Annotated in this window: 22 protein-coding genes and 1 tRNA gene; 6 read left to right on the top strand and 17 right to left on the bottom strand. The window is 32.1% G+C overall.

From position 1 onward, the window contains the following. Nucleotides 1-16 precede the first annotated feature (16 nt). From EQM05_RS04410 to EQM05_RS04395, 4 genes are all read right to left on the bottom strand, one after another. Nucleotides 17-865 (bottom strand): PTS system mannose/fructose/sorbose family transporter subunit IID, encoded by an 849-nt coding sequence (locus EQM05_RS04410; RefSeq protein ID WP_128748920.1) that lies wholly within the window; start codon nucleotides 863-865, stop codon nucleotides 17-19. Then, on the bottom strand, nucleotides 858-1,628 hold the full coding sequence (locus EQM05_RS04405; RefSeq protein WP_128748919.1) for a PTS sugar transporter subunit IIC: 771 nt from the start codon (nucleotides 1,626-1,628) through the stop codon (nucleotides 858-860). The genes EQM05_RS04410 and EQM05_RS04405 overlap by 8 nt, the downstream gene beginning before the upstream one ends. 16 nt (nucleotides 1,629-1,644) lie before the next feature. Next, nucleotides 1,645-2,064 carry a PTS fructose transporter subunit IIA gene (locus tag EQM05_RS04400; protein WP_164917196.1) on the bottom strand — a complete coding sequence of 140 codons (420 nt, stop codon included), beginning with the start codon at nucleotides 2,062-2,064 and terminating at the stop codon, nucleotides 1,645-1,647. A 161-nt stretch (nucleotides 2,065-2,225) separates the two neighbouring features. Next, nucleotides 2,226-4,991, bottom strand: a complete 2,766-nt coding sequence (locus tag EQM05_RS04395; RefSeq protein ID WP_128748917.1) for a sigma-54-dependent transcriptional regulator — start codon at nucleotides 4,989-4,991, stop codon at nucleotides 2,226-2,228. Between the two features lie 217 nt (nucleotides 4,992-5,208). Here EQM05_RS04395 and EQM05_RS04390 point away from each other — a divergent pair, with 217 nt between their 5' ends. Further along, complete coding sequence (locus EQM05_RS04390) at nucleotides 5,209-5,766, top strand: TetR/AcrR family transcriptional regulator (protein WP_164917195.1); 558 nt, start codon at nucleotides 5,209-5,211, stop codon at nucleotides 5,764-5,766. Between the two features lie 105 nt (nucleotides 5,767-5,871). Beyond that, nucleotides 5,872-6,240 (top strand): HsmA family protein, encoded by a 369-nt coding sequence (locus EQM05_RS04385; RefSeq protein ID WP_128748915.1) that lies wholly within the window; start codon nucleotides 5,872-5,874, stop codon nucleotides 6,238-6,240. Between the two features lie 50 nt (nucleotides 6,241-6,290). Here EQM05_RS04385 and EQM05_RS04380 read toward each other — a convergent pair whose 3' ends face one another. Together EQM05_RS04380 and EQM05_RS04375 are read right to left on the bottom strand one after the other, a co-directional pair. Then, nucleotides 6,291-7,292 (bottom strand): GGGtGRT protein, encoded by a 1,002-nt coding sequence (locus EQM05_RS04380; protein WP_128748914.1) that lies wholly within the window; start codon nucleotides 7,290-7,292, stop codon nucleotides 6,291-6,293. A 20-nt stretch (nucleotides 7,293-7,312) separates the two neighbouring features. After that, nucleotides 7,313-8,005: a hypothetical protein gene (locus EQM05_RS04375; protein ID WP_128748913.1), complete on the bottom strand. Its 693-nt coding sequence runs from the start codon at nucleotides 8,003-8,005 to the stop codon at nucleotides 7,313-7,315. A 298-nt stretch (nucleotides 8,006-8,303) separates the two neighbouring features. On the opposite strand from EQM05_RS04375, the gene ndk reads away from it, so the two are divergent. Further along, a complete protein-coding gene (gene ndk, locus EQM05_RS04370; protein ID WP_128748912.1) occupies nucleotides 8,304-8,714 on the top strand; it encodes a nucleoside-diphosphate kinase in 411 nt (136 codons plus the stop codon). A gap of 158 nt (nucleotides 8,715-8,872) precedes the next feature. After that, nucleotides 8,873-8,959: transfer RNA gene (locus EQM05_RS04365), tRNA-Leu, on the top strand. Nucleotides 8,960-9,141: 182 nt separating this feature from the next. Here EQM05_RS04365 and EQM05_RS04360 read toward each other — a convergent pair. Together EQM05_RS04360 and EQM05_RS04355 are read right to left on the bottom strand one after the other, a co-directional pair. Continuing rightward, a complete protein-coding gene (locus EQM05_RS04360; RefSeq protein ID WP_128748911.1) occupies nucleotides 9,142-11,046 on the bottom strand; it encodes a toprim domain-containing protein in 1,905 nt (634 codons plus the stop codon). A 249-nt stretch (nucleotides 11,047-11,295) separates the two neighbouring features. Further along, nucleotides 11,296-11,610, bottom strand: coding sequence for a hypothetical protein (locus tag EQM05_RS04355; protein ID WP_128748910.1), 315 nt, complete (start codon nucleotides 11,608-11,610; stop codon nucleotides 11,296-11,298). A gap of 215 nt (nucleotides 11,611-11,825) precedes the next feature. Between EQM05_RS04355 and EQM05_RS04350 the strand changes: the two genes are divergently transcribed. Both EQM05_RS04350 and EQM05_RS15685 read left to right on the top strand, forming a co-directional pair. Continuing rightward, the gene (locus tag EQM05_RS04350) at nucleotides 11,826-12,041 is read left to right on the top strand and encodes a hypothetical protein (protein ID WP_128748909.1); all 216 of its coding nucleotides are present in this window, start codon (nucleotides 11,826-11,828) and stop codon (nucleotides 12,039-12,041) included. Between the two features lie 397 nt (nucleotides 12,042-12,438). Beyond that, nucleotides 12,439-12,612 carry a hypothetical protein gene (locus EQM05_RS15685; RefSeq protein ID WP_164917193.1) on the top strand — a complete coding sequence of 58 codons (174 nt, stop codon included), beginning with the start codon at nucleotides 12,439-12,441 and terminating at the stop codon, nucleotides 12,610-12,612. A gap of 46 nt (nucleotides 12,613-12,658) precedes the next feature. On the opposite strand, the gene EQM05_RS04345 is transcribed toward EQM05_RS15685, so the two are convergent. The 9 genes from EQM05_RS04345 to EQM05_RS04310 form a co-directional block, all read right to left on the bottom strand. Then, on the bottom strand, nucleotides 12,659-13,000 hold the full coding sequence (locus EQM05_RS04345; protein WP_128748908.1) for a hypothetical protein: 342 nt from the start codon (nucleotides 12,998-13,000) through the stop codon (nucleotides 12,659-12,661). Nucleotides 13,001-13,095: 95 nt separating this feature from the next. Beyond that, a complete protein-coding gene (locus EQM05_RS04340; RefSeq protein WP_128748907.1) occupies nucleotides 13,096-14,085 on the bottom strand; it encodes a GH25 family lysozyme in 990 nt (329 codons plus the stop codon). 14 nt (nucleotides 14,086-14,099) lie between these two features. Next, entirely contained in the window at nucleotides 14,100-14,399 is a 300-nt protein-coding gene (locus EQM05_RS04335; protein ID WP_128748906.1) for a hypothetical protein, read from the bottom strand. A gap of 441 nt (nucleotides 14,400-14,840) precedes the next feature. Further along, nucleotides 14,841-15,941 (bottom strand): phage tail spike protein, encoded by a 1,101-nt coding sequence (locus EQM05_RS04330; protein WP_128748905.1) that lies wholly within the window; start codon nucleotides 15,939-15,941, stop codon nucleotides 14,841-14,843. A gap of 14 nt (nucleotides 15,942-15,955) precedes the next feature. Further along, complete coding sequence (locus EQM05_RS04325) at nucleotides 15,956-19,915, bottom strand: phage tail domain-containing protein (RefSeq protein ID WP_128748904.1); 3,960 nt, start codon at nucleotides 19,913-19,915, stop codon at nucleotides 15,956-15,958. A 168-nt stretch (nucleotides 19,916-20,083) separates the two neighbouring features. Then, nucleotides 20,084-22,051, bottom strand: a complete 1,968-nt coding sequence (locus tag EQM05_RS04320) for a phage tail tape measure protein (RefSeq protein ID WP_164917192.1) — start codon at nucleotides 22,049-22,051, stop codon at nucleotides 20,084-20,086. 14 nt (nucleotides 22,052-22,065) lie between these two features. Beyond that, nucleotides 22,066-22,221 (bottom strand): hypothetical protein, encoded by a 156-nt coding sequence (locus EQM05_RS15680; RefSeq protein WP_164917191.1) that lies wholly within the window; start codon nucleotides 22,219-22,221, stop codon nucleotides 22,066-22,068. Between the two features lie 47 nt (nucleotides 22,222-22,268). Then, on the bottom strand, nucleotides 22,269-22,601 hold the full coding sequence (locus EQM05_RS04315) for a hypothetical protein (protein ID WP_128748902.1): 333 nt from the start codon (nucleotides 22,599-22,601) through the stop codon (nucleotides 22,269-22,271). 24 nt (nucleotides 22,602-22,625) lie between these two features. Further along, complete coding sequence (locus EQM05_RS04310) at nucleotides 22,626-23,378, bottom strand: hypothetical protein (protein ID WP_128748901.1); 753 nt, start codon at nucleotides 23,376-23,378, stop codon at nucleotides 22,626-22,628. Nucleotides 23,379-23,454 lie beyond the last annotated feature (76 nt).

Here is a 23,454-nt window from a genome sequence, read left to right as displayed (position 1 = left end):
GTATATGCATTTGTTATTATGCTAATATTTGAAGATTATACAAAACTATTCCTAAAATAATTAAAACAACTATAAGTCTTGTTGAGTTCATCTTTTTCTTACCAAGAAGCCAATAAGAAAAGAAGACTATTGCAAGTGGTACCATGCCTGGTAATATTTTATCAAGCATATCCTGAACTACAAGTTTTACACTTCCGGATTGAAATACATAGGGAACCTTTACATTGATAATTGAAGGTGCCAGACCGCCTATAACAAATAATCCTAATATAGAAGCACCCTCAGTTAATTGCTTAAGTCTGCCTCCCATTCCAACTGCTATTTTCTTACCTTGACTATAGCCTATCTGTGTAAACTTATATCTTACCCACCACATTATAATTGCAGTAATGATTGGAATTACAACTCCTACAACACTTCCCTGCATTGCCATATAAGCTGCTATACTAAATACTACTGTTCTATAAATAGCTACAAATACTGTATCTCCGATTCCAGCAAATGGTGCCATAAGTGAAGTTTTAAATGAACTTATAGCCTCTTCATCAAGCCCATATTCCTCTTCCATAGCAATATCTGCACCTAATATAAGATGTGACATAGCAGGAGTAGTATTGAAAAATTGCAGATGCACTTTTAAAGCCCTTTTCATTTCTTCTTTGGTCTTATATAGCTTTTTTAATATAGGTATCATGGCAAAACAATAGCCAAGACCCTGCATTCTTTCATAGTTAAAACCTATTTGTAATCCAAAAAGTGCTCTCCAGAATACCTTTTTTAAATCCTTGTTAGTTATCTTTTCCTTTCCATTTGAAGCAGCCTTTTTTTCAGCTTCATTTACAGTAACCTTTTTTTCTTCAGTCATCTATATCACCTCCGCCAACACTGGGTTTAAGATCATTTTTAATCATAAGATAAATAGCTGCAATTGCAAAGCCTGCTAAAGCAATACCTATCATGCTTACTTTTCCAAAGGCAACTAAAAGAAATCCTATTATATAGAATGGATAATACTTTTTAAGAGGTAGATATCTCATAAGTATTGCAATACCTAATGCTGGGAGAATTTTACCTGATACCTTAAGTCCACCCATAAGCCACTGTGGAATATATTTATTTATTGCATTTACTACTGCAGTACCAAAGAAAAGTCCCACAAATACTGGCAAGCCTCTGCTTATCATCCAAGTAGACATGCTTGCAAGGTTCATTCTTGCAACTCCGTCTGCATCTCCATTTTCTGCATATCTATCAGCTTTATGCTGGAATATGGAGTTGGAAATTCTCGCTAAAACATCCATCTGGGTTAATAATAAACCAATTGGAACCCCTACTCCTATAGCATACTCAACCTTTTGACCAGATATTATTGCAAAAGCCGTTCCTATAATGGCTGCTGACATAAAATCTGGTACAGAAGCACCTCCATATGTTGCGACGCCTAATACCATCAATTGTAATGTGGCGCCTACCACAAGCCCCATGGGAACGTTTCCTAAAATAAGTCCTGTAAAAAAGCCTGCAAACAAAGGGTTAGCTATTGATGTTGATAAGCCTAAACTATCAATAATTGAAATAGCCGCATATACTGTCAGAATTATAATCTGCCACATAGCCAAATGTTGCATTAAATCACTCCCTTTTTTATTTAGTTAATTGTTTTTTTAGATCTGCCAGGACGTCTAAAATTCCATTTCTGCCTACCTCAATAAGATGTTCCTTCAATTTTTCGCAGTCATCGTATTGAGACATAGCAAATTCAATTACCATTGTCAGATTTAGTCCGCTGATTAAAGTAACATTTTCCATAGCGGCCAGCTTTTGCACAGCTACATTGCAAGGTGTTCCGCCTAATAGATCCGCAATTACAAAAACATGCTTTATATTTTTACCAATGCCTTCAAAGCAGTTATCTAATTTAAGTCCTATTCCATTCATACCATCATCAACGTCCATAGAGAGAGCATAAGCATTTTCAATTTTGCCTACTATCATCTCTGCACTCTTTAAAGTTTCTTTAGCCATATTGCCATGACTTAAAAGTATTAATGCTATGTCTTTCAAAATTGCACCCCCTTTCATACTTACACTAATTATTAAAGCAATATCCATGCCAACTTATTTTAATATTATGAATAAGTTCTAAGCACTGAGTTTCAATGGACAAAATAAATAGAGATACACTTTATCTAAAAAGATAAAATAGTATCTCTAAAATTAAAACACTATGAAACACTAGATTTTAATTCCTCATTTATAATCATGTTTAAATTATCCATTTCTGACTTAGTAAATATAATTCCGAAATCTTTATTAATTTCATTAGCCAGCTTACTTTCTAAGATATCCTCAGTGGAAACTTCAATATCCTTATCAAATTTAAGCCTTTCTAATGCATAACCTAAATGAATTGCTAAAAGAGTATATGTCTGATTGCTAAAAACTGCAGCTTTTTCATCTTCTAAACTTTTTATATATTTATCAATATATGGCATTATTTTATTACCAGATAAAAATCTTAAATTTTCGTCTAATGCATTTCCTATAGCCCCATAAGCAATTGTCCTGTCATTGTCTATTGCTTCTAAATTAATGACCTGATTATCAGCTACATAGCTCATAACCTTCTTTAAACCGCTTCCTGTAACAAATTCCATTAAATTAATAAATGGTACATCAGTAATTCCAGGATTTATACTTCCTGCTATAGCTGCAATTTTCTTTTCACCCGCAAGTCTTTTTATTTTTTCCGCATCTTCTTTTTTGTCACTAATATTCACTTCAAATATTTCTACACCCCTTATACAATTAACACTAAGTGCCTTTGAAATCAGCTTCTTTAGAAAAGCTGCAGTACCTTTTCCTGTACTGCAGGTGGTAAATATAACTTTTTTCTTGTTCTTAGAATCTAATATTTCATTTGTATTATTTATTAAAGAAGTTTTATATACCTCCAGCACGGATAAGGCCACATCCTTTAAATTTGAATAAGGCAGCATGGATTTATGTGAAGCTTCTAAAAGTGCCGGCATGCTAAGATTATCAATAGTAATTACCTGTATACCTGTCCTTTTTGTAATTTCACTGCCAAAGGTCTTCAAAGATCCCATATCTACCATTAAAAGAATACCCTTGCCTTCATCTATTTTCTTACACAAATCTATTGCTACTTCCAATATATCACTTGGCTTGTCCTCAAGGTTCATGTCTATACTTACAATATGATCTACATCCAGCAGGGTAGTGGCTACTTTGGCCATATTTGTAGCAACATTTTCTCCATGTGCTATAACTAAAATAGGAATTTTTTTATGCTTATCTTCTTCATGTTCTGAAGTATGTAATATTATACTAATAAATTCTATCTCATTTCTAGGGATCTTATAGCCTAAAAGTGAGTTAAGCCTTTCATAAATGTAAACTGCTATATCATATTCAATAGGATTCTTATCCTTTACATTAATAATTTCTACAGAATTGCTTTGAATTCTCCTGTCAAACATAGAATTTATATGAAAAGCTAATGCAACAAAGGTATTTTCTTTTATATAATAATTGAACCTTTTTTCTATTTCGCTTCTTATTATTTTTAAAATACTTATTATTTTATTGTCCACAAATTTAGAAAGCTCAGATTCATTATATGCTTTAGACATTAGCCCTCTGTTATAAGTTACGAAGTAATCCTCCAAATCCTTGTAAAGCTTATCTTTTAATTTTTCTTTTTCCATACCTATATTTTTATATTCATCAAATTTACGGTCCAGATAAAAATATACGTCATTAGAGAACTTATTGTTTTTATATTCATTGCTGCTTATAAGGTTAACACTTCCTGAAAATACCCTATCCTCATAGCCTATAATTTCTGAAATCTGCTGGCGGGTGTTTTTATCATACAGGAGGGAATTTTTAACACTGTCAGGCAGGTAGGCCAATACTATTCGAATACTATCCTGCTCAATTAGATAATCCATATATCCTCTTGAAACTACCAGCTCAATATTTGATTTAAGCTCTCCTATATTGGCTGAAGGTAAATATGAAGAAAGTGCAAGAAGCACATCATTGCTTACCTTTATCGGCATTTTAATTCTCATGGCTTCCTTGTTGAAGAAGTAATATATCAGCATCAGTCTTTCCTTTATAGACCTGTCCTTTAAGCTTGGCATCTTAATTACAATTGGAAACCTTCTATAAAATGTCTTTAAAAATGCTGACTCCGGCAGCTCAGTGGTTGCAGCTAAAATCAGCACATCCACACTTTTGAAAACTGTATCTCCAAGCCTTCTAAACTTTCCCTTATCCATGAGAGTAAACAGCATTTCCTGCCCCTCAGGTGGAAGCCTGTGAACTTCATCCAGAAACAATATACCTCCATCAGCCATTTCAACAAGTCCAGGTTTACTAGCATCGCTTCCTGTGTATGCTCCTTTTATACTTCCAAATAAAATTGACATAAGAAGCTCATGATTATTAGCATAATCGGCACAGTTAAAGGATACAAATGGTGCATTTTTCTTTAAGGCATTATTATCTACAGAAAATTTATACATATACTCTGCAAACATAGTCTTACCGGTACCTGTATCCCCTAATATTAAAGCAGGCAATCCATGAGGAGGGTACAGCAAAGCTGCCTGCGCCTGCTTTATTTGAGAATTTAAAGAGTCTTCATATCCAATCAAAGATGTAAAGCAATCTTTAATTTCCCTTTTAGGCTTATTATTTTCATCATTATTTTTACCATAATAGTCATTATTTAATGCCCATTCTTTATCTATGTATAGAGTAGGCCTTCCTTCTACTTTATAAATGCTGCCTTCCTTGTATAATTTATTTAAATCAGAGGACACATTACTTCTTTCTATGTTAAGATCATTTGCTATTTTTACTGCAGAAAATCCCACATTATACTTAAGTTCTTTTGGGTTCTGTATGCAATTACACAGCTCTTTTAAGTGCTCATATACTTTATCTTTTCTAAGCAAACATATTCCCCCTTATTCTAGTACTCTGCATGGTCTTATACCCTTTTCTTAATAAATTTATTATATATCTTGAACTTAGGTATTACAACTTTTGGATACCACTACAAACGCAAAGCGTTAAGGTAAAGATATTAATTCCAAAAAAATTATGTTGACAAACCATAGTAAATATACTAAAATGAACATAGTTCATATGAATATTACAGGAGGGGATGCATTGTCTAGAATAATTGAAAATCCAAAACAGCTTATATTAAAAAAAGCTGAAGAAATTCTATATAATGATGGCTATTCAAAGCTAAGTATGAGAGCTGTATCAAAGGCATGTAATATAGCTTTAGGTACAATATACAACTATTATCCCACAAAAAAAGATCTGGTTATTGAAATGATGACTGACTATTGGAAGGATTATTTATATTCAGTTCGGAAAATAGCAGATTCAAATGATGATATTTATATTAAATTAAAAAATATCTTCGATAAATTGAAAATATTTTTTAAAAGCTTTAGACAGTATTGGCTGACCCCAGACCTTTATGACAGACCCGATTATGTTGAGGGTGGACTAAAGAAAGAGTATTCTTTCTTAGAAAACATTATAACTATAGTTGAAGACATTTTAATAAAAGAACAGTGTGATAATAATATTAAAATCAAACTGGGTACACATGAAACAGCAAATTTTATAATTATGAATTTCGTAACAATGGTTCAGATGCCGCTTTTTAAGTATTCATCCTTTGAATTATTTCTTAAAGAACTTTTTAAATAAATCATATCTTTATTGATATGATTTTAAAAGGCCTCGATATGAACATTGTTCATGGCATTCATTCAAATATATCTTAAATTTATATATAAACGAGGAGGTATTCTTATGTTAATTTATGCAATTATAACAATTACATTGGCTCTCATATTTTACACTATAGGTGTATGGAGCGAGAAAGCTCAAGGTGAACTTAAGAAATGGCACTTAGCTGTTTTTTATATTGGACTAGCATTTGACACTACAGGAACAACAATTATGAGCAAAATTGCTTCTGGCGGCTTTAAACTTAATTTCCATGGCATTACAGGCTTACTTGCAATTCTTTTGATGCTTTTCCATGCAATTTGGGCAACTGTAGTATTAGTTAAAAATGATGAAAAAGCTAAAGCAAACTTCCATAAATTCAGTATTTTTGTTTGGCTTATCTGGCTTATACCTTTTATTTCAGGTGCTATATTTGGTATGACAAGATAACAAAACTAAAAGCAGAGGGTATATTAAAAAAATACTCTCTGCTTCTTAAATTATTTATTCATTGCTTCCTGAACAGCAACTGCTACTGCAACAGAAGCTCCAACCATTGGGTTGTTACCCATTCCGATTAGTCCCATCATTTCAACGTGAGCTGGAACTGATGAAGAACCTGCAAACTGAGCATCTGAGTGCATTCTTCCCATAGTATCTGTCATACCATAAGAAGCTGGGCCTGCTGCCATGTTATCTGGATGAAGAGTTCTTCCTGTACCACCGCCCGATGCAACTGAGAAATACTTCTTACCTTGCTCTATGCATTCCTTCTTATATGTACCTGCAACTGGATGTTGGAATCTTGTTGGATTTGTTGAGTTTCCTGTTATTGAAACATCAACACCTTCATGGTGCATTATAGCTACACCTTCTCTAACATCATCTGCTCCAAAGCATCTGACTTCTGCTCTTTCGCCCTTTGAGTAAGCTGTTTCTTTAACTATGGTTAATTTTGATGTGTAATAATCAAATTTAGTCTGAACATATGTAAAACCATTTATTCTTGAGATAATATATGCTGCATCTTTTCCAAGACCATTTAATATAACCCTTAATGGCTCTTTTCTTACTTTATTTGCTGATCTGGCAAGTCCTATAGCACCTTCAGCAGCAGCAAAGGATTCATGTCCTGCAAGGAATGCAAAGCATTTAGTATCTTCTCTTAATAGCATAGCTGCTAAATTTCCGTGACCTAAGCCAACTTTTCTGTCATCGGCAACTGAACCAGGAATACAAAATGACTGTAAGCCTTCTCCTATAGCCTTTGCAGCATCTTCAGCCTTCCTGCAGCCTTTTTTAATAGCTATAGCAGCACCAACTGTATAAGCCCAGCATGCATTTTCAAAGCATATTGGCTGAATGCCCTTTACTATATTATAAACATCTATACCTTTTTCATCACATACTTTTTTAGCTTCTTCAACAGAGCTTATTCCGTATTTATTTAATACTGGTAATATCTGATCTATTCTTCTTTCATAACTTTCAAATAATGCCATGTCAGTTCATCCTCCTTCTCTTATTCATGCCTTGGATCTATAAGTTTTGCAGCTTCTGCAAATCTTCCATAAGTACCTGTAGCTTTTTTCATAGCTTCATTTGCATCTATGCCTTTTTTAATCATATCCATCATTTTTCCAAGGCTGACAAATTCATAACCAATTACTTCATTGTTTTCGTCTAAAGCTATTCTATTTATGTAACCTTCAGCCATTTCCAGGTATCTTGTTCCCTTAGCACTAGTGCCGTACATTGTACCAACCTGGCTTCTTAATCCTTTTCCTAGATCTTCAAGGCCTGCACCTATTGGTAGTCCGCCTTCTGAGAAAGCAGTCTGAGTTCTTCCATAAACTATCTGTAAAAATAATTCTCTCATAGCTGTATTTATTGCATCACAAACCAAGTCTGTATTTAAAGCTTCAAGTATTGTCTTTCCTGGGAGAATTTCAGATGCCATAGCAGCTGAATGTGTCATTCCAGAGCATCCTATAGTTTCAACTAATGCTTCCTGAATAACTCCATCTTTTACGTTTAAAGTTAATTTGCAGGCACCCTGCTGAGGAGCACACCAGCCAATTCCATGAGTTAAACCTGATATATCCTTTATTTCTTTAGCTTGTACCCATTTTCCTTCTTCTGGTATTGGAGCTGGGCCATGATTAGGTCCTTTTGCAACACAAATCATGTTTTCAACTTCTGTTGAATAAATCATTTTATTATCTCCTTCCTACTATAGATCATTGATTTTCAAATTTATTAATGTGGCTATGTAATTATTTAGCCCACTGGGTATATTTACGTCCCACATCAGTTATAAAATAATTGACATACGTACTTTTTTATTTTAACAAATTTCTCAGTTGGTAACAATAGCTTTAATAAATAAATTGAATCAGAACTAAATTACACAAAATTCTGATAACATACACTATTTTTATTTATTATACTATTGCGTTTATTGTATGCTGTAATGTATAATATCTTCCATAAACTATTATGGGAGGTATTTTATGTCTGAAAGAACTTTAGTACTTATAAAACCTGACGGAGTTGAGAGAAAATTAATAGGAAAAATTATAAATTTCTACGAGGAAAAAAATTTAAATATTATTGCAATGAAAATGATTAAGCCAGATCTTGCTACAGTGGAAGAACATTATATTGAGCATACGAAAAAGGATTATTTTAAAGATTTAATAAGTTACATAACTGAAGAAAGACTGGTTGCCATGGTTGTTCAGGGTGAGCACGCTGTTGAATTGGTAAGAAAGATTAATGGCTCAACAGATCCTTTGAATTCTGATATGGGGAGTATCAGGGGCAGATTTGCCTGTGATAAGCAAAGAAATCTGGTTCATGCCTCTGATAGTGCTGATAGCGCTAAACGTGAAATCAATATATGGTTCCCTGAGGTAAAATAATACTGTTGACATAATTATTATCATATGATATCATAATTCTGTTACTTGCCGCTGTGGCGGAATTGGCAGACGCACGGGACTCAAAATCCCGGATAAATTGTCGATTGTAAAATTTCATAATTATACAATATAATCGTATATTTTTTCTCTTTTATTGTGCCGCTGTGATGGAACTGGCAGACTTGACAGACTCAAAATCTGTTGTCCGTAAGGGCGTATCGGTTCGAATCCGATCAGCGGCACCATCAAAATTTTTATCTCTTGTATAAGAGTGTATTTTTATACAATCCAATAAGTTATCAGAAATCGCACGTCTTATGCGATTTTTTTTGCTCTGAAATAAATAATCCGACGTATAAATCTATTATATCATAATAAAAAATAAAGCCTACCTTTTTTAGGTAGGTTGAATTAATTATATTATTTTTTAAACAGTTACGGATGATAATGATGATGTTATTGGCTTTGCGTTAGTAGTATTATTATTCTCTTTTTCTATTGTTGCTACTACATTTGCCCAATAATTTTCTGCGTCCTCTGCAAGTGTTGTCTTTTTTGTTTTATCTACTTTTACATCTTTTAATTCTTCTATTTCCATTAGTTCTTCTTTTATCTCAATACTATTTTTCTGTGCCTTCTCTACATAATCTTTTATTGTTAAATCAGTATATATTAAAGGAAAAATATAATTGCTTGTTATATAATTCTCTTGGTCTTTTCGCCAATACATTTCTCCGGCATCTTTAAATCTATCGTCCTTATAATTTCCAAAAACTATATTTTTAAATCCTGCGGCTTTAAGTTTTTTGTATGCCCTTATGCTTCCGTTTATTCCGGCTGTATCATTATCGTAACTAATTACGATTTTAAGTTCGCTTTGGCTTAATTTCTTAAAATCTTTTATAAGTTGTATCTGTCCACTTGTTAATTTACAACCATAGCTTGCCACAACAGCAGTCTTTGCAAAATTTTTACTTGCTATCCTTAAAGCATCTTTTTCGCCTTCTGTTATTACCAGCTTATTGTATTCCCGTGGAGCATCCGAATACCTACTTAATAAAAACAGGGAATTATCTGTTTTTGTACCTATTAAATTTATTTTAAGTTTGCTTACGAGGTCACTTTTTTGTGTGCTAAACCATTCATCCCCTTTTATAATTTCTAATATATCTTCTTCTGTATCTTTAAAGCCACGTTTGTTAAATTTCCCTGTTCTACGTCCCTTGAGTCCTATAATCTTACCATAGGTATCTTTTATTACATAAATTACAGAGCCACGGAACATATTACTCCAGTATTTAACATCTTTATCTTCTGCGGATGATATAGTAAAATCTCTATAATAAACATCTGTGCCAAAATCCTTTTTTGTAAAGTGCATTTTTTGTAGATACCAATTATTTTGTGTACATTCTTCCAAAATGCCTTCTGCTATCTGCCCTGTTTTCTCTATCTGCTCTTCTTCTTTTCTTATTCTCTCGGCTTTGGCTTTCTCAATTTCGTTTATGTTCTTTTTTTCGAATTTTGTTATGATAACTTCTTTACCGCTACCGTACAGGATATTGTATATATAATCTATAGGATTAACTCCATCAAGCAATTTTTTTAAGGCTGTAAAAATGGTACCTCTTTTGCCACACTTTTGACAATAAAAATTCGGTACATTTTCTGTTATAATCCATCCGCAATGTCTTGTGTTTTTATCTTTATCTGTATCGCAGAGCGGACATTTTGTTTCAGCAATTTCATTTCCTTTTACATATTTTGTTTTGTAGTCCTCTGTATCTCTAACTACTCCGGTGGATTTTAATACTAACATTAATTTATTTATGTTCCAGCCGTTATTATCTATTTCCACTTTTCTTAATAATCTTTTCCATTCTGCTATGTCTTCATCATCATCCTTGTCTTTCCAGGCATCTATTATCTGTTTTCTTAACTTCCACTTTAAATCTATAGCTTTATATAATGCTGTATTTACTACGTTATCTAATTTATCTTCCTGCGCATTTTTAAGATAGCTTTTTAAGTTTAATTTGTCTGCTAACTGTTTGTACAAATTATAATCTAACTTCACGTATTTATATTCCCATCTGTTTTCATCTTTAGTATAGTAATTGTAATTTTTTAGGTTTTTAAGATCGTAATTTGATTTTAATAAATTTGCTACCGCACTATTTATAACGGTAGCCCAATCCAGTTGGTTATCCCCGTTAAAAATGGTATTATATTTATTTATTATTTTATTATAATTTTCAGTTTGATCTTTAAATATTCTCATTACATACCACGCTCCTTTATGTTCATCTGTATTTATAATCCATTTGGTCATTTTTGGATTATGTACTGCAATTTAATGCTTGAGCGGTGGTTTATAAAATTTTATGTAATGGGCTTTGATAAGCCCCTAATATCTAATTATTTTTTATTTATTAAGAACTCTTGTTCCCTCTATGATTATATATTAGGACATCATTTTCGGTATTTGCAAGTTTTTTTATAAACTTTTTAAAATTTTTTATTAAGATTATGATAGCATCAGCATTTCCAGAAGTCTAATTCTACCATATACTTCCTTAACTCACCTTGTCAGGCATCCACCTTTTAACATATCAGTACAAATCACACGTCTTATAAATTCTCCAGTTTTTAGCTGCCTATTCGCAGCTATATCTTTAATAGTTTTATATTCATCATCGTTTAAGCTGAATAACATTTTTTGGAGGTCTTTTGAATTATATTCTGTATCCTCGTAAATATTTGTATTATCTTCTAAACTTCTTATTAAATTTAAAGTATATTTTGTGGCTGGTAAGTTATGATGCTTTGCCACGGTTTTTAAAGCTGTATAACAGCTTGGAGATAAACAAGCCCAGATTTTATTTTTTCTTTTCATATGGCATCACCATCCTATCCTTTGTTCTTTATAAATATATAGTAGAACATCATTTTTGATAGTTGCAAGTATTTTTATTAAAAATATTGATAATCTTCTAAATTGTGATATAATATTATTATAATTTACAAATTAGTAAAAACATGATAATCCAAACATAATAATATGAAAACCTATGGATAAAAAAGGGAGAGGATGAAAAATTGATGAATCCTATGGATAAGATAAAAAATGAAATGATAGATACTAAATTGGTAGTATGTCAGGATGGATTTACGTACCAGTTGAATAGAACCAGACAGGGATTTTTAGATACAATAAATTTAAGCTATGCTACGAAAAGTGGTATGAAGACTATTAGTAGACGGATGCCTTCCGTTTTGGGATGGGCTACACAAACAGCTTTGGAATTTGCTATTCCACTAATATAATAAGAATAAAATAAGTATAGTAAGAGGTCATTAAGGCCTCTTTTTCTATTGACAACGTAACGTTGACGTAGAAAATAAATGACAGGATGATTAATATTTAGATAAATAAATAGCTAAAAACACGTTTAATAAGCTAAAAAACAAAAAATGAAACGATGGCAGTAAATTAAGTGGCTTATAATACATATTCCTGCTTCTTTTGTATATATCTATTTTCTATCTTCTAAAGACTGTTCCGAATTTAAAAACGATTTACGATTTTGGACTACGTTTTCTGTAGTTTAGATTTTTAATATGTGTTAATATGTACTAATACAAGTTAATTGATATTAGTTTATATTAATACGAATTAATAACAGTTAATGTGTATTATCAAAAAGAGAGAGGTTTTATATGTATGAAGCAAACTAAATTAGATATTACGCTAGAAACAGATTTATCTGCAGATGAATTTAACAAAAAATTATTAGAATGGTTTAGTGCGAGTGGATGGGAATATGGATGTATAATGCGACGTGTAAACGAAAATGGTAATAAAATTATTATAAAAATAGAATCTAATGCAAAATAAAAAAAATCCACGCCCCTTGAAAGGACGTGGATATGATTGCAATACATTACTTGTTTTCTGCTGTAGATGTATCTGCTACAGCGGGAGCATCTGCTTTATTTTCTATAATCTGAACTGGTCTTACCACAAAATCGTAAGTGCCTGTTGAAGTAAAAGTTACTACAATTGCATTTATAAACATTAAATAAATGCCATTAAATGCAAAAGTACCATTAGCAATGGCTACGGCTAGGATATTAATAAAAGCGACTATAAAAGTAAAATATTTTGTCGGAACTGCCTTGATAAACGGAACTTCTTTTAAAAATTGTGTAACCAACATAGTTACAATTACAGTTCCCATAAAACCACCTAAAAAACTCCAAGTTAAAAAATTATCTAATACCATATTATCACCTTCAGCTTCTAAAATTTTTAAGAGAGATGAGACTTGATAGCCTTTTTATTCAACATAACGTTGACGAAAAATATAATTGATAAAATTTAAGAGAGCATTGCCCCCCAAGTATTATTTCCAACTTTGCCATCTGGATATAAGCCGTGGTTACTTTGCCATGTTTTAATAAGCCTATCTGTACGCCAGCCCCAGATTCCATCTATTACTGTTCCAGCTCTATATTGTAAATATCTTACGATTATAGCATTTGTGCTATAATATGCATAAGGCTTTGTAAATATTGTATTTATTGCATTCCATGTATTTTGTCCGGCTATTCCATCGGATGAAATACCTACAATCTGTTGAAACTTTTTTACTGCACTTACTGTCCTAGCCCCTGTAAAACCATCTTCTACTAAAGCCCTACCTTGATAGTCTGGAATTTTTAATACATTTAATGTATGCTGTAAGTTTCTTATATTATTATCTCCGGTCTGTGGCTGCTGAACAGGTTTTATTGTTATAACTGGAGCATTGAAATCTAATAATATATTATCTGCAAAAGTATCCATATCGCAATTTCCTAAAATTCCGGGGACTTGTCCGTTTTCTGAATATTGCCAACCAGTATGAGGCACACTAGGCTCTGTATTGGAATAATTAGCAATCCAGAGCGGATAATTTTTAACTACATCTGTTAGATTATTATTATAAAAATTGCTGTAGGTATATAAGCATACACCTTTATTTTGCTGTTTTAGATATTCTGCAAATTTAACAACATTGTCTGAAATTTGTTCTGCAGTCTGCCCTAGTGTAATTTCTACATCTATAGCATATTTACAATCAGCGTCGAAATTTTTAGTAGCATCTAAAAAATGTTGAGCTTCGTTTATCGGATTATTCGCCCTTAAAAAATGATAAAATCCAACTTTTAATCTCGCATTTTTGGCATTTTGATAATTCTGCGTTAAACATGGATCTGTCCAGGTAACGCCCTCTGTTGCTTTTATATATACAATTTCTATACCACTATTTTTAACCGCTTTAAAATCTATATTGCTTTGATAGCTTGATACGTCTATACCTTTCATTTTATCGCCCTCCTTTATTTTATAAATTTAATACCTGCTATTATTAATGCAATAATAATGCCGCCAGCGGCACTGTATAATAATGCAACTGGTCTCTGGTTATTCTGTTCTATCTTATCTGCTATTTTTTCTATACTTTTTTCTATTCTACTTATACTGGAGCAAATAGAATCTATTTTTTCTCTACTTACCGCATTTTCTGTTTCTATAGTATTTACCTTTACTTCTAATTCTGTTACATCTTGTTCTAGTTTTTCAATTTTTTCTTGCATATTTGTAATATACATACAATCTTTACATTTTTCATTTTCCATACTGCATCACCTCAATTACTTTTTATTTTTTTGTTTTAAGCATGAGAGATAAAGTAACTAGGTTTAGATTATGTATATTATATATGTAGAAAAAAGAGAATACTTACTACTTATAACTATGAAAAAAAGAGATATGATAACTACTTTTAACGAGGAAGGAAAGGTTAGGTTGTTTAGCTTTATGATGTGTACCTAACTAACCATCTTAATTGGCTTCCCGTTATTAGTAGTATTTATCTCTTTTTTTGTTACAAGTAGTAGTAATACTCTCTTTTTATTATTATATAAGCCGTAATTTTATTGTCTAATCTATATCTATAATCTTATTATCTATCCTTCTATACATTATAGTGCGCCCATTTTTAAAAACCGATCATGTTTTTAGCGATTTTTACGAAATATTTTTAAAAACTTTATGACAAATATCGACAATATTTATATCTATTGAGCGGTTATGCTTCTTTTTATTTTGTTTATATCTTTTACTTGATTCTGCATAAATTCTACTAGTTCCGTCTGCTTTTCTCCTAATGTTATCTGTGGATCTTTCCACGGGAAGAATGGATTATAAGTTAACTCTACAACTTTTTGTTGGATTTTGCTTGTGCTAAAATAAGGATTAAATATATTTACTGTGTCTGCCACATTAAAAATTTCGTTTATTTGCATATCTGGATTAACTTCTATAAAATTAGTATCTAATTCGTAAGTTAAAATCGGAGTTTTATATTTTTCTAATTCTTCTTTGCTTTTTCTTAATAATTCTGCTGAATTATCCTGCTCTGTTTCTTCGTATATCCCGAAATTATCATTTATCGAGAATCCATCTTCTACATAATCCTTATTATTATTAACGTTGGCAAAATTTGCATTACTTTTTCCTTTGCCTACTACTCTTTTTATTATTTTACTTTTATCTATTTTCTGCTTTATATTTCTAAAATTAAGTCCATAAATATAATTTACATCTGCTTCTTTTCCTATATTTTTATGAAAATTTATATAACCATCGTCTGATATTATAAGATATCGGCTATATATTTTTTGTAAATCGTCGAGGACTTCCAATAACGGTGTATCTGTATAGTCCTTTGCCTCCACAAGCCCTATTGTGGCATCCTGTTCCACTACTCCGATGTTGCCTCTAAAATCGAAAAATCCGCTCCTGAAAAGAACTGATGATAAAGCATTTTGTAGAGTTGTGCCTGCTGCTAGCTTAACTTTAACGTATTCATTATTATACATAGCATAATTAGTGCTTTCCGTCTCTACCGTTTCTAAAAACTTTTTGGCCTTCATCTCTTTTTCTATACTATTTATCTTGAATCTTCTCTGTTTTTGTATCCTCTCATCATAAAATTCTACATATTCAGCACTGGCTATTGTATCGTTCTTAAAAAATGGAGGAAGGTCTTTGGCAAAGGTTATATTAAAATAAGAGTGGTTTCCCACTCTCTCCTCTATTTTGGCTTCTTTTATAGCCCCAGCAATAAAAAGAATCTTATTATTAATATCTCTAAATACTGCACTTTTAATATTCATATTTCCACCTCCTATTAAAATGTTCTGGCTGTCCAATCGAATTTAACGACTACTGCAACTGGATTTTCTATATTGGCATCATTTCCACTTTCATCTACATAACGGAGATACATTCTATCTGTATCCAATATCTGCTTTTGCAATCTATTATAAATATATACAAATACGGAATCCAATATATTTACTTTTGTTCCGTCTTCTTTTATCACATAAGCTTGATACTTTTCTGTATCCATTACTATTTTTTCTGTGTTTAAAAATTTACCTTTCCACGCAAAGAATAATGTCCCGTCCTGCCTATATATTTTTGGATTAGTAATATAAACAGGTTTTAAAACGCTGTGCTGAATTGCAGGCTTTACAGTAAAAGTATAATTATCTGCCCATGCTGTCATAACCGAACTCGAATCTGCAACTTCTTCGACTTGTACTAGGGCAAAATCTATATATCCTCTATCTTGTACTGTACTTAAATTAGTAACGCACAAAGATATTACACAACTTACAGCACCAGTTGGGGCTGGTTTATTTATAGACATAAAATCTAATTGGTATCTGCCCCACAAATCTGTACTGGCTGTTATACCAGCAACTTTTGTTGTGGTATCTATTATTACGCCATTTGTATCCAAAAATTCGATTTTGACGGCTTGAGCCGTAAAAATATAATCTACTGGAACAGCGGATTGTATTATATCTTTGCCCCTGGCATATAAAGAGACTGCATAATATCTTTCTGCATTTACGGCAAATGGTTTACTCTTTAACCATATTTTTATGTTATCATTATCTTCTTTTTGTAAATTAAATCTTACATAATCTTTCTTTTCTCCTGCTATCGTATCTGTTTTAATTTCTGTAATTGTATTAGCTAATCCAGTAGGGCTTTCTATTTCTTTAATCCAACCATCCGGTAGATTTTTCCCTGATACTACTCCGAGGGCGGGATTATAAATAAGGTTTTTGCTTGCGACTACGTAGCTTGTATTCCAATTATCATCCTCCCATTTTGTTGGGAGGCTGTTCTGCTCGAATTGTACTGCACCAACTTTTATTGTGCCCGGCCCTGATAATCCGATAGAACCTTTTTTAAATTCTATACGAATTTCTATGAATACTGCCCCGGCTACTGTAGTAATACCAAAGCTGTATAATTTCCAATCTGTTCCTAAATAAAAATCCTGTGTTTTACTATCTAAAATTGCACTATTTGCATCTTTTTGTATTATTGTAAAACCAGCATTAACATTTAAATCTCCGACCAGTTTTAAATATGCAGATAAAGTATAAGTAGTAAGTTCCTTTATATTTGTGACTGTTTGATTTAAATATGATGTGTAAGAATTTCCCGAGCCATCTTGACAGCTAACTTCTATTACACCATATCCAAGGCTACTTCCACTGTTTTGTGGTAAATCAGATGATGAATAAACTTTAGTAAACATTCCAGCAGATCCATCCTGCCATCCCCATCTATCCATTACGCCATTATCACTGAATTTAAAACCGGCATTGTTTATTAAATTCTTACTGGTTACTAAATCTAAATTATACAAAGCACTATTTTCTGTAAAAGCGGTTAGCGGAGAAATCTCTAATTGTGGTAAACAAACATATGCATTATTTGCCATGTCTGAATGACTTACATTTATTGCTTCTATAAAAACAACTATTTTCACATCTGCAGCACTTAAATGTTCTGCAAAAAACTGTCTTGTCCAATCTTGTAAATTTCCAAAACCGTCTACATGAAGGCATTTAAATACTTCCGAGTTATCTAATACAATAATTCCAAACCTTACTTGGCTTGTTTTTCCTTTAAAATAGGCACTTAATACATAATCCTTATCCAAATTTAGAGCGTCGTTTATAGTAATAATATTACTATAAATATATCTATATCTTATTAATGCGTCTGAATAATAAGGAGAAAATGTAAAGCTTATATGATTATTAGGTATATTTAAATATGTCTGTCTAGGAAAGTCTATATTTATTGTATTCCCAGTTATTACATTTGTTTCTCCAGTACTTGCAAACATTCCAATTTCGCTTTGTATATATTGTAATTTAGGACTTATGTCGTACCAGCTATATGTGTTATTCGGTTGGCTTCCGGTATCTGCTGTAGGAGTCTGAATAGTATTATTATTAATAGTAAACTGGAAATGCGCTGGAATGTCTCCGATTCCTGCGATTTGAGGTTGAATGTCTGCTTTAGTTAAACTATTTATTATCCCCCTTGCGTCCGTAAATTTTTTAATAAGTGCTAAAATTGTGTTGTATTGAGTATCTATAAAATCTCCGTTATTTTCTGCTCCTACATATGCAAATCCAGCTATTATATTATTAACGAATAGTATTGCGTAGTAATTTACATAACTGTCTGTTTTAACCGGATAGAATACCATCTTTATAGTATTATTATCTATAGTTCCAATATCTCCAGTTAGTACATTCTTTTTCTGTATTATTTTATCTGTTTTAATTGTCCAAAATTGACTCCATCCAGTATCTTCTGCAAGATTGTCTATGGCATTTCCGGAACTTGCAAAATTAGCTTCTATAAAATCAGCATTGAAGCTATCTAATCCAAAATCGTGTAAAATGGAATAGCACCAGCCCGGATTCGATGATGAGCGTGATAATATAAATTGTAAATCGTTTGTAAAACTTGGAACTAAATCTTGGGCTTGACTAATAACATTTCTTCTAATTCTTTCTACTAGAACGCCATTTAATAATACATCGTAAATTTTATAAGTTTTGTTGCTTTTAAAGTATTCCTTTACTCCGAGTTCCTTTAGTTGAATGTTATGCTCTTTATAATTGCAGTAAAAATCGTTTAGGATTAGTACATTATTTTCTATTTTTAATGTTTTTTCTATCTTATTATTTAAAAACCATGTGTTATCCTTGTCTCCATAATTAAAGCTATCTAAAAGTTTAAATGCAAAATATGGACTTTGTTGTGTAAGATAAGAACTTATTGCAATTTTATTTGCGAAAATAATCTTAAATACATAAACTATATCTTTTACAACAGTATATTCGTAATACTCTTTTGCTCCAAGCCAGTTTGTGTCTATTATATTATCTGTAGTTTTATACACTTCATAACCGTTTATTAAGTAATGGTAATTTCTTACTAAATAACCGCTGGCATCTGCATTATAATCTATTTTTATTGTAAAATCTGTGGCGGTATAACTTCCATCTTTGATTTTATTTATAAAGTCTGTTTGATTATCTTCATAGGTTGGATAAGCCTTTTTAAATCCAAATAATTTATAAAAATCTTCTTCTGAATTATATTCTTTGCTTTTTGTCCATTTTACTACGTCCCCATTGGTATTTTTCTGGAATCTAGGATTAGGAAGTATATTCTTGCTGTCTCCCTTTGCGTCCCAAAAATCGGTAGGTTTAATATTTACATCTCCTCCTATTTCCATTGTGAATGGTACATCTGCGTCTGTTTTTGTATCTAATAACATTTCTATTCCATCCATTCCGTTTCCGGAAAAACTCGCACTCGTACCAGATTTATATGCGTAAGGCTGTGCGTTAAGACTAATAGTAAAATAAGAGAGGCCTTTATTTTGTATAAAATCCTGTTGCATAGCAGAATTAACTTTTACCATGTAATATACATTAGGGCGGTCCCCAAAAATTATTTTTTGGAATCCATTTTTAGGATTTAGCAGTCTTGCTATTTCTGCGACTTTGGCTATTCTATTATCTATACTGTCTGCTTTAACAACTACATCTAGCTCTATTATTGCATTCTCAAATTCGCTTCCGAAGTCGTATAATCCATCTGCTCCCAACATCTTCTCTTGATTCTCTATTATATCTGCAAAAATTGGTATCTTCTTTTCTACTACTATTACATTGTTATCCCAACTATTCCATTGCGCGCCGTTACTTAATACTAAAATAAACGCATTATTTTGTTTTGCTAATCTAGTTTCCATTTTTAACACCACCTTTTTTGTTTATGATATATATGTAAATAAAAAAAAGAAAATAGCTGGCGCACTATTTCTAACGGATAGAGAATGTTTTGTTGTTTGATGATTGGTTTCCCGTTATGTATAGTCCCGCATGAGCGGGGCTTATTTTTATCTTTTATGTTGATATAATTATCCTCGATTTATTGCCCGCATAAGTTTATTATTAAAAGCACTAAATCCATAATTACTGCTTATAGTATTTTTTTGGTTTATAGTCACATTTTTATTACTTCCACTACTATTTTCCGAACCTCCAACTTTGCCTACTAACGGTATATTTATCTGTGGTAAAGAAAAATTATTTTTGAAACTATTCCATTTATCTGCTATATTTTGTATCCATTGGGCTATAGCTTTAAACGGGGATAATACTTTTTCTTTTAAGTTATCTACTAAATCTACAAAGCTTTTCCATCCACTCTTGATAGCTTCTATATTTTTCTTTATTACTTTATCTATTAGATAGGTAAATGGATTTAATGTCCAAACTATTTTTTGTCCCCATCCTGCGTTGGCAAAATCTGTTCTGACTGTTTTTATCATGGATTTTGCTTCATTTTTTACACTGTTTAATATTTTGGATGCTCCACTTTTTATTTTGCTCCAGTTTTTAATAATTAACGTTGGTATCGGCAGCATGATTGCAAGTATATATTCCCCGTGCTTCTTGAACGTATTTTTTATGCCCATAAATAAATTTTTAAAGAAACCAGATATAGGCTTCCAATATTTTATTATCAAGCCAGCCCCTAGGGCGATTCCAGTAATTGCAAGTCCAACCGGCCCAGTTAAAAATGGGATTATTTTTAAAGCGGTATTCACACCTTTTATAGCTGTGGTTATTTTTTTAATAGTGCCTACTATGCCAATAAGTTTGCTTGCTCCATTTAGGATTAAGCCCCCTGTAAGTAATACTTTTCCGAGGTTAAATACCAAATCTGTAATATTTTTCTTTTGGCTGTCTGACATGCCATCAAATTTTTTAAGCACTGCTTGAACCTTCTCTAACCAAGCATTAACTTTAGGAAGTACAATATTTCCTATTTCTATTCCTATATTTTTTAATAGGTTTAGCGTTCTAGTAAGGCTTTCTCCTTGTTGCATTTTTTTAAATGCACTTTCCGTGGCTCCGCCTGCATTATTCATACCTTTTTCAAATTCTTTTAGTTTATCATTGCCTTTTCCAGTAAGTACCAGCATACCATTCAAGGCTCTAACATTTCCGAACAATGATGCCATCTGTGTTGTATTTCCGTGTGTTTTATCTTTTATTTCATCCAAAAATTTTGTCCATCCTACGGCTTTTAAGTGCGATTCTGAAAAATCTATCCCGAGTTGTTTTGCCATTTTACTTGCCTCTGCTGATTGGCTTAAAATACTTGTATAAGCACCTTTTAGAGCGGTAACTGCTTCGTCGGTCTTTATACCATATGATGTTAATGTCGCCACAGATGCAAACAATTCCTTTGTACTTACGTTTAGCGTACTGGCTATGGGAATAACATTCCCCATACTCTGTGCCATTTCTCCAAATGTGGTTTTACCTAAATTTTGCGCAACCAGCATTTCGTCGGAAATCTCTTGCATGGCGGCTTTCCCTTTTAAGTTATAAGCATTCATAACCGTGGTTAAACCATCTATAGCAGTCGCCGAATCTGTAAATCCGCCTTTTGCTGCTTTTGTAGCTATAGTTACGTAATCCATGGAATTTGCTGTATCGTTATTTGCAGAAATAGCTTCGTACAATGTATTGGATATGTCGCCTACGGCTACGCCAGTATCATTTGATAAACTTAAAATTTCTTTTCTAAATTTATTGAGCGGTACTACATTTGTATCCGCTATTGTTCCAACCTTATTTAATCCTCTATTGAAATTTTGAGCGGTTGTAGAAAGTGCAGATAGACCGCCGACTATACCTGCCCCTGCTACAGACATTCCTTTCCCAATCTGCCCTGCGATAGCGACACCTGCTTGAACTCCTAATCCGTTATTTTTTATATCTCCAATTAGTTTTTTAACAGAGTTGGAAAATTGGTCCGTTTTCGCCATTATATTTATTACGCCTGTACCAATAAGAAAGCTTTTGCCATCCATCTGCATCACCTCTTTTATAATGGTCTAAATAATTTCATAATTTCATCATCATTATCATCATTTTTTTCGCCTGTATCTAGCCAGTTACTTAATATTTTTACATTTAATTGTAAAGCGGAAACTGGTATATTGTATGCTGTAGTATAATCAATTCCGCCGAATTTAACCAAAAATAAAATAGCAGAGAGATAAGCCTCCCTGCCACTTAAATTTTTATCTATCCCTTTTCTGTTTTTTTTAAATCTTCTGTGCTATCCTCTGCATCATCTTTTATATTTTCGAAAATCTCCATCTTTACGGAAATAGATAGTTGATTATATACATTTTCTGGCACTCCATTAGCTTTACAGAGTACTAGATTTACCATTTTATCTACTAATTGTGTTTGTTCCCTGGTTCCATATGTGGATTTTTGTATCTCATCAACCATATTAAACATTTCATCGGCAAATTTTCCATACAATTCTTTTATTATATATTCCTTTCCTCCTAAATTAAGGGAAAGAAGAGATTTTCTATACTGACTTTCTGGTATTACTAATCTTTTCATATTGGCATCACCTCATTTTTTTATTTAAACTATTTTTTCGTATCTTAAGCCTAGTCTGCCTTCTGGATCATTTTCGTCGGCATATACCGTGTACTCCAGTGGCATATGCATCTCTTTATCGTTATAATCAAATATAAACTTTCCAGATAAAACGCAAGGATAAAATATCCAACGCAATCTTTCTCCATTTGTATTTACTTCTTTTTCTTCCACTACTAATAGATACTGTGTATTTGGATTTTGTAAAGCATATTTACCTGTATCTATTGTTACAGCAGCAGTATAGGTTATATTTACAGTTTGTCCATCTTGTAAAGTTAATAAATTAAGCGATTTTGATCCATCTGGTTGTGTAATAATAGAATAATCTGTATCTAATACATATGTTTGTTTTACATTGTTTATTTTAAAAATAAAGTTAGTTTGATCTGTTCCAGTTAAAAGCAAAGATATTGGCAATCCTGCCTGTTTAGTAACGTCTGCACTTAAATCCTGCTGGCTTGTCTCTGTTTCTTCCGAAAATAATCCTGTTTTTGCAATATTAGCGGCATTAATTTCTATTAAATCAGTCGAAGCCTTGGCCGTTTCTAGTTCGTTTTTTTCAAAAACTTTTGCAGTAAATCCATATGGTTTTACATCTTTTGTTTTTATATCGCCTTCAAGCTTAATTCCGCCCGCTAGTAATCCTATTTTAGTAGCATTATTAATATCTGTTTTTACATTTCCTGTATATGGAGCTATTTTAAAATCTGCATATGTGAATTTTATTTTTGTCATTTTATATCACCTCTTTAAAATTTTCTTTTTTGTTTATAGTAAATAAAAAATACCGCCCAAGCGGTACAATTATTAA

This window comes from Clostridium sp. JN-9, assembly GCF_004103695.1.
Classification (GTDB): domain Bacteria; phylum Bacillota; class Clostridia; order Clostridiales; family Clostridiaceae; genus JN-9.
This window is presented reverse-complemented; position numbering and strand designations above follow the sequence as displayed.

What these genes read in the sequence shown, in the direction of transcription:
- EQM05_RS04410 (WP_128748920.1), bottom strand. Translation starts at nt 865, where the DNA reads ATGACTGAAGAAAAAAAGGTTACTGTAAATGAAGCTGAAAAAAAGGCT.
- EQM05_RS04405 (WP_128748919.1), bottom strand. Translation starts at nt 1,628, where the DNA reads ATGCAACATTTGGCTATGTGGCAGATTATAATTCTGACAGTATATGCG.
- EQM05_RS04385 (WP_128748915.1), top strand. Translation starts at nt 5,872, where the DNA reads ATGTTAATTTATGCAATTATAACAATTACATTGGCTCTCATATTTTAC.
- EQM05_RS04380 (WP_128748914.1), bottom strand. Translation starts at nt 7,292, where the DNA reads ATGGCATTATTTGAAAGTTATGAAAGAAGAATAGATCAGATATTACCA.
- EQM05_RS04375 (WP_128748913.1), bottom strand. Translation starts at nt 8,005, where the DNA reads ATGATTTATTCAACAGAAGTTGAAAACATGATTTGTGTTGCAAAAGGA.
- ndk (WP_128748912.1), top strand. Translation starts at nt 8,304, where the DNA reads ATGTCTGAAAGAACTTTAGTACTTATAAAACCTGACGGAGTTGAGAGA.
- EQM05_RS04360 (WP_128748911.1), bottom strand. Translation starts at nt 11,046, where the DNA reads ATGACCAAATGGATTATAAATACAGATGAACATAAAGGAGCGTGGTAT.
- EQM05_RS04355 (WP_128748910.1), bottom strand. Translation starts at nt 11,610, where the DNA reads ATGAAAAGAAAAAATAAAATCTGGGCTTGTTTATCTCCAAGCTGTTAT.
- EQM05_RS04350 (WP_128748909.1), top strand. Translation starts at nt 11,826, where the DNA reads ATGGATAAGATAAAAAATGAAATGATAGATACTAAATTGGTAGTATGT.
- EQM05_RS15685 (WP_164917193.1), top strand. Translation starts at nt 12,439, where the DNA reads ATGAAGCAAACTAAATTAGATATTACGCTAGAAACAGATTTATCTGCA.
- EQM05_RS04345 (WP_128748908.1), bottom strand. Translation starts at nt 13,000, where the DNA reads ATGGTATTAGATAATTTTTTAACTTGGAGTTTTTTAGGTGGTTTTATG.
- EQM05_RS04340 (WP_128748907.1), bottom strand. Translation starts at nt 14,085, where the DNA reads ATGAAAGGTATAGACGTATCAAGCTATCAAAGCAATATAGATTTTAAA.
- EQM05_RS04335 (WP_128748906.1), bottom strand. Translation starts at nt 14,399, where the DNA reads ATGGAAAATGAAAAATGTAAAGATTGTATGTATATTACAAATATGCAA.
- EQM05_RS04330 (WP_128748905.1), bottom strand. Translation starts at nt 15,941, where the DNA reads ATGAATATTAAAAGTGCAGTATTTAGAGATATTAATAATAAGATTCTT.
- EQM05_RS04325 (WP_128748904.1), bottom strand. Translation starts at nt 19,915, where the DNA reads ATGGAAACTAGATTAGCAAAACAAAATAATGCGTTTATTTTAGTATTA.
- EQM05_RS04320 (WP_164917192.1), bottom strand. Translation starts at nt 22,051, where the DNA reads ATGGATGGCAAAAGCTTTCTTATTGGTACAGGCGTAATAAATATAATG.
- EQM05_RS04315 (WP_128748902.1), bottom strand. Translation starts at nt 22,601, where the DNA reads ATGAAAAGATTAGTAATACCAGAAAGTCAGTATAGAAAATCTCTTCTT.
- EQM05_RS04310 (WP_128748901.1), bottom strand. Translation starts at nt 23,378, where the DNA reads ATGACAAAAATAAAATTCACATATGCAGATTTTAAAATAGCTCCATAT.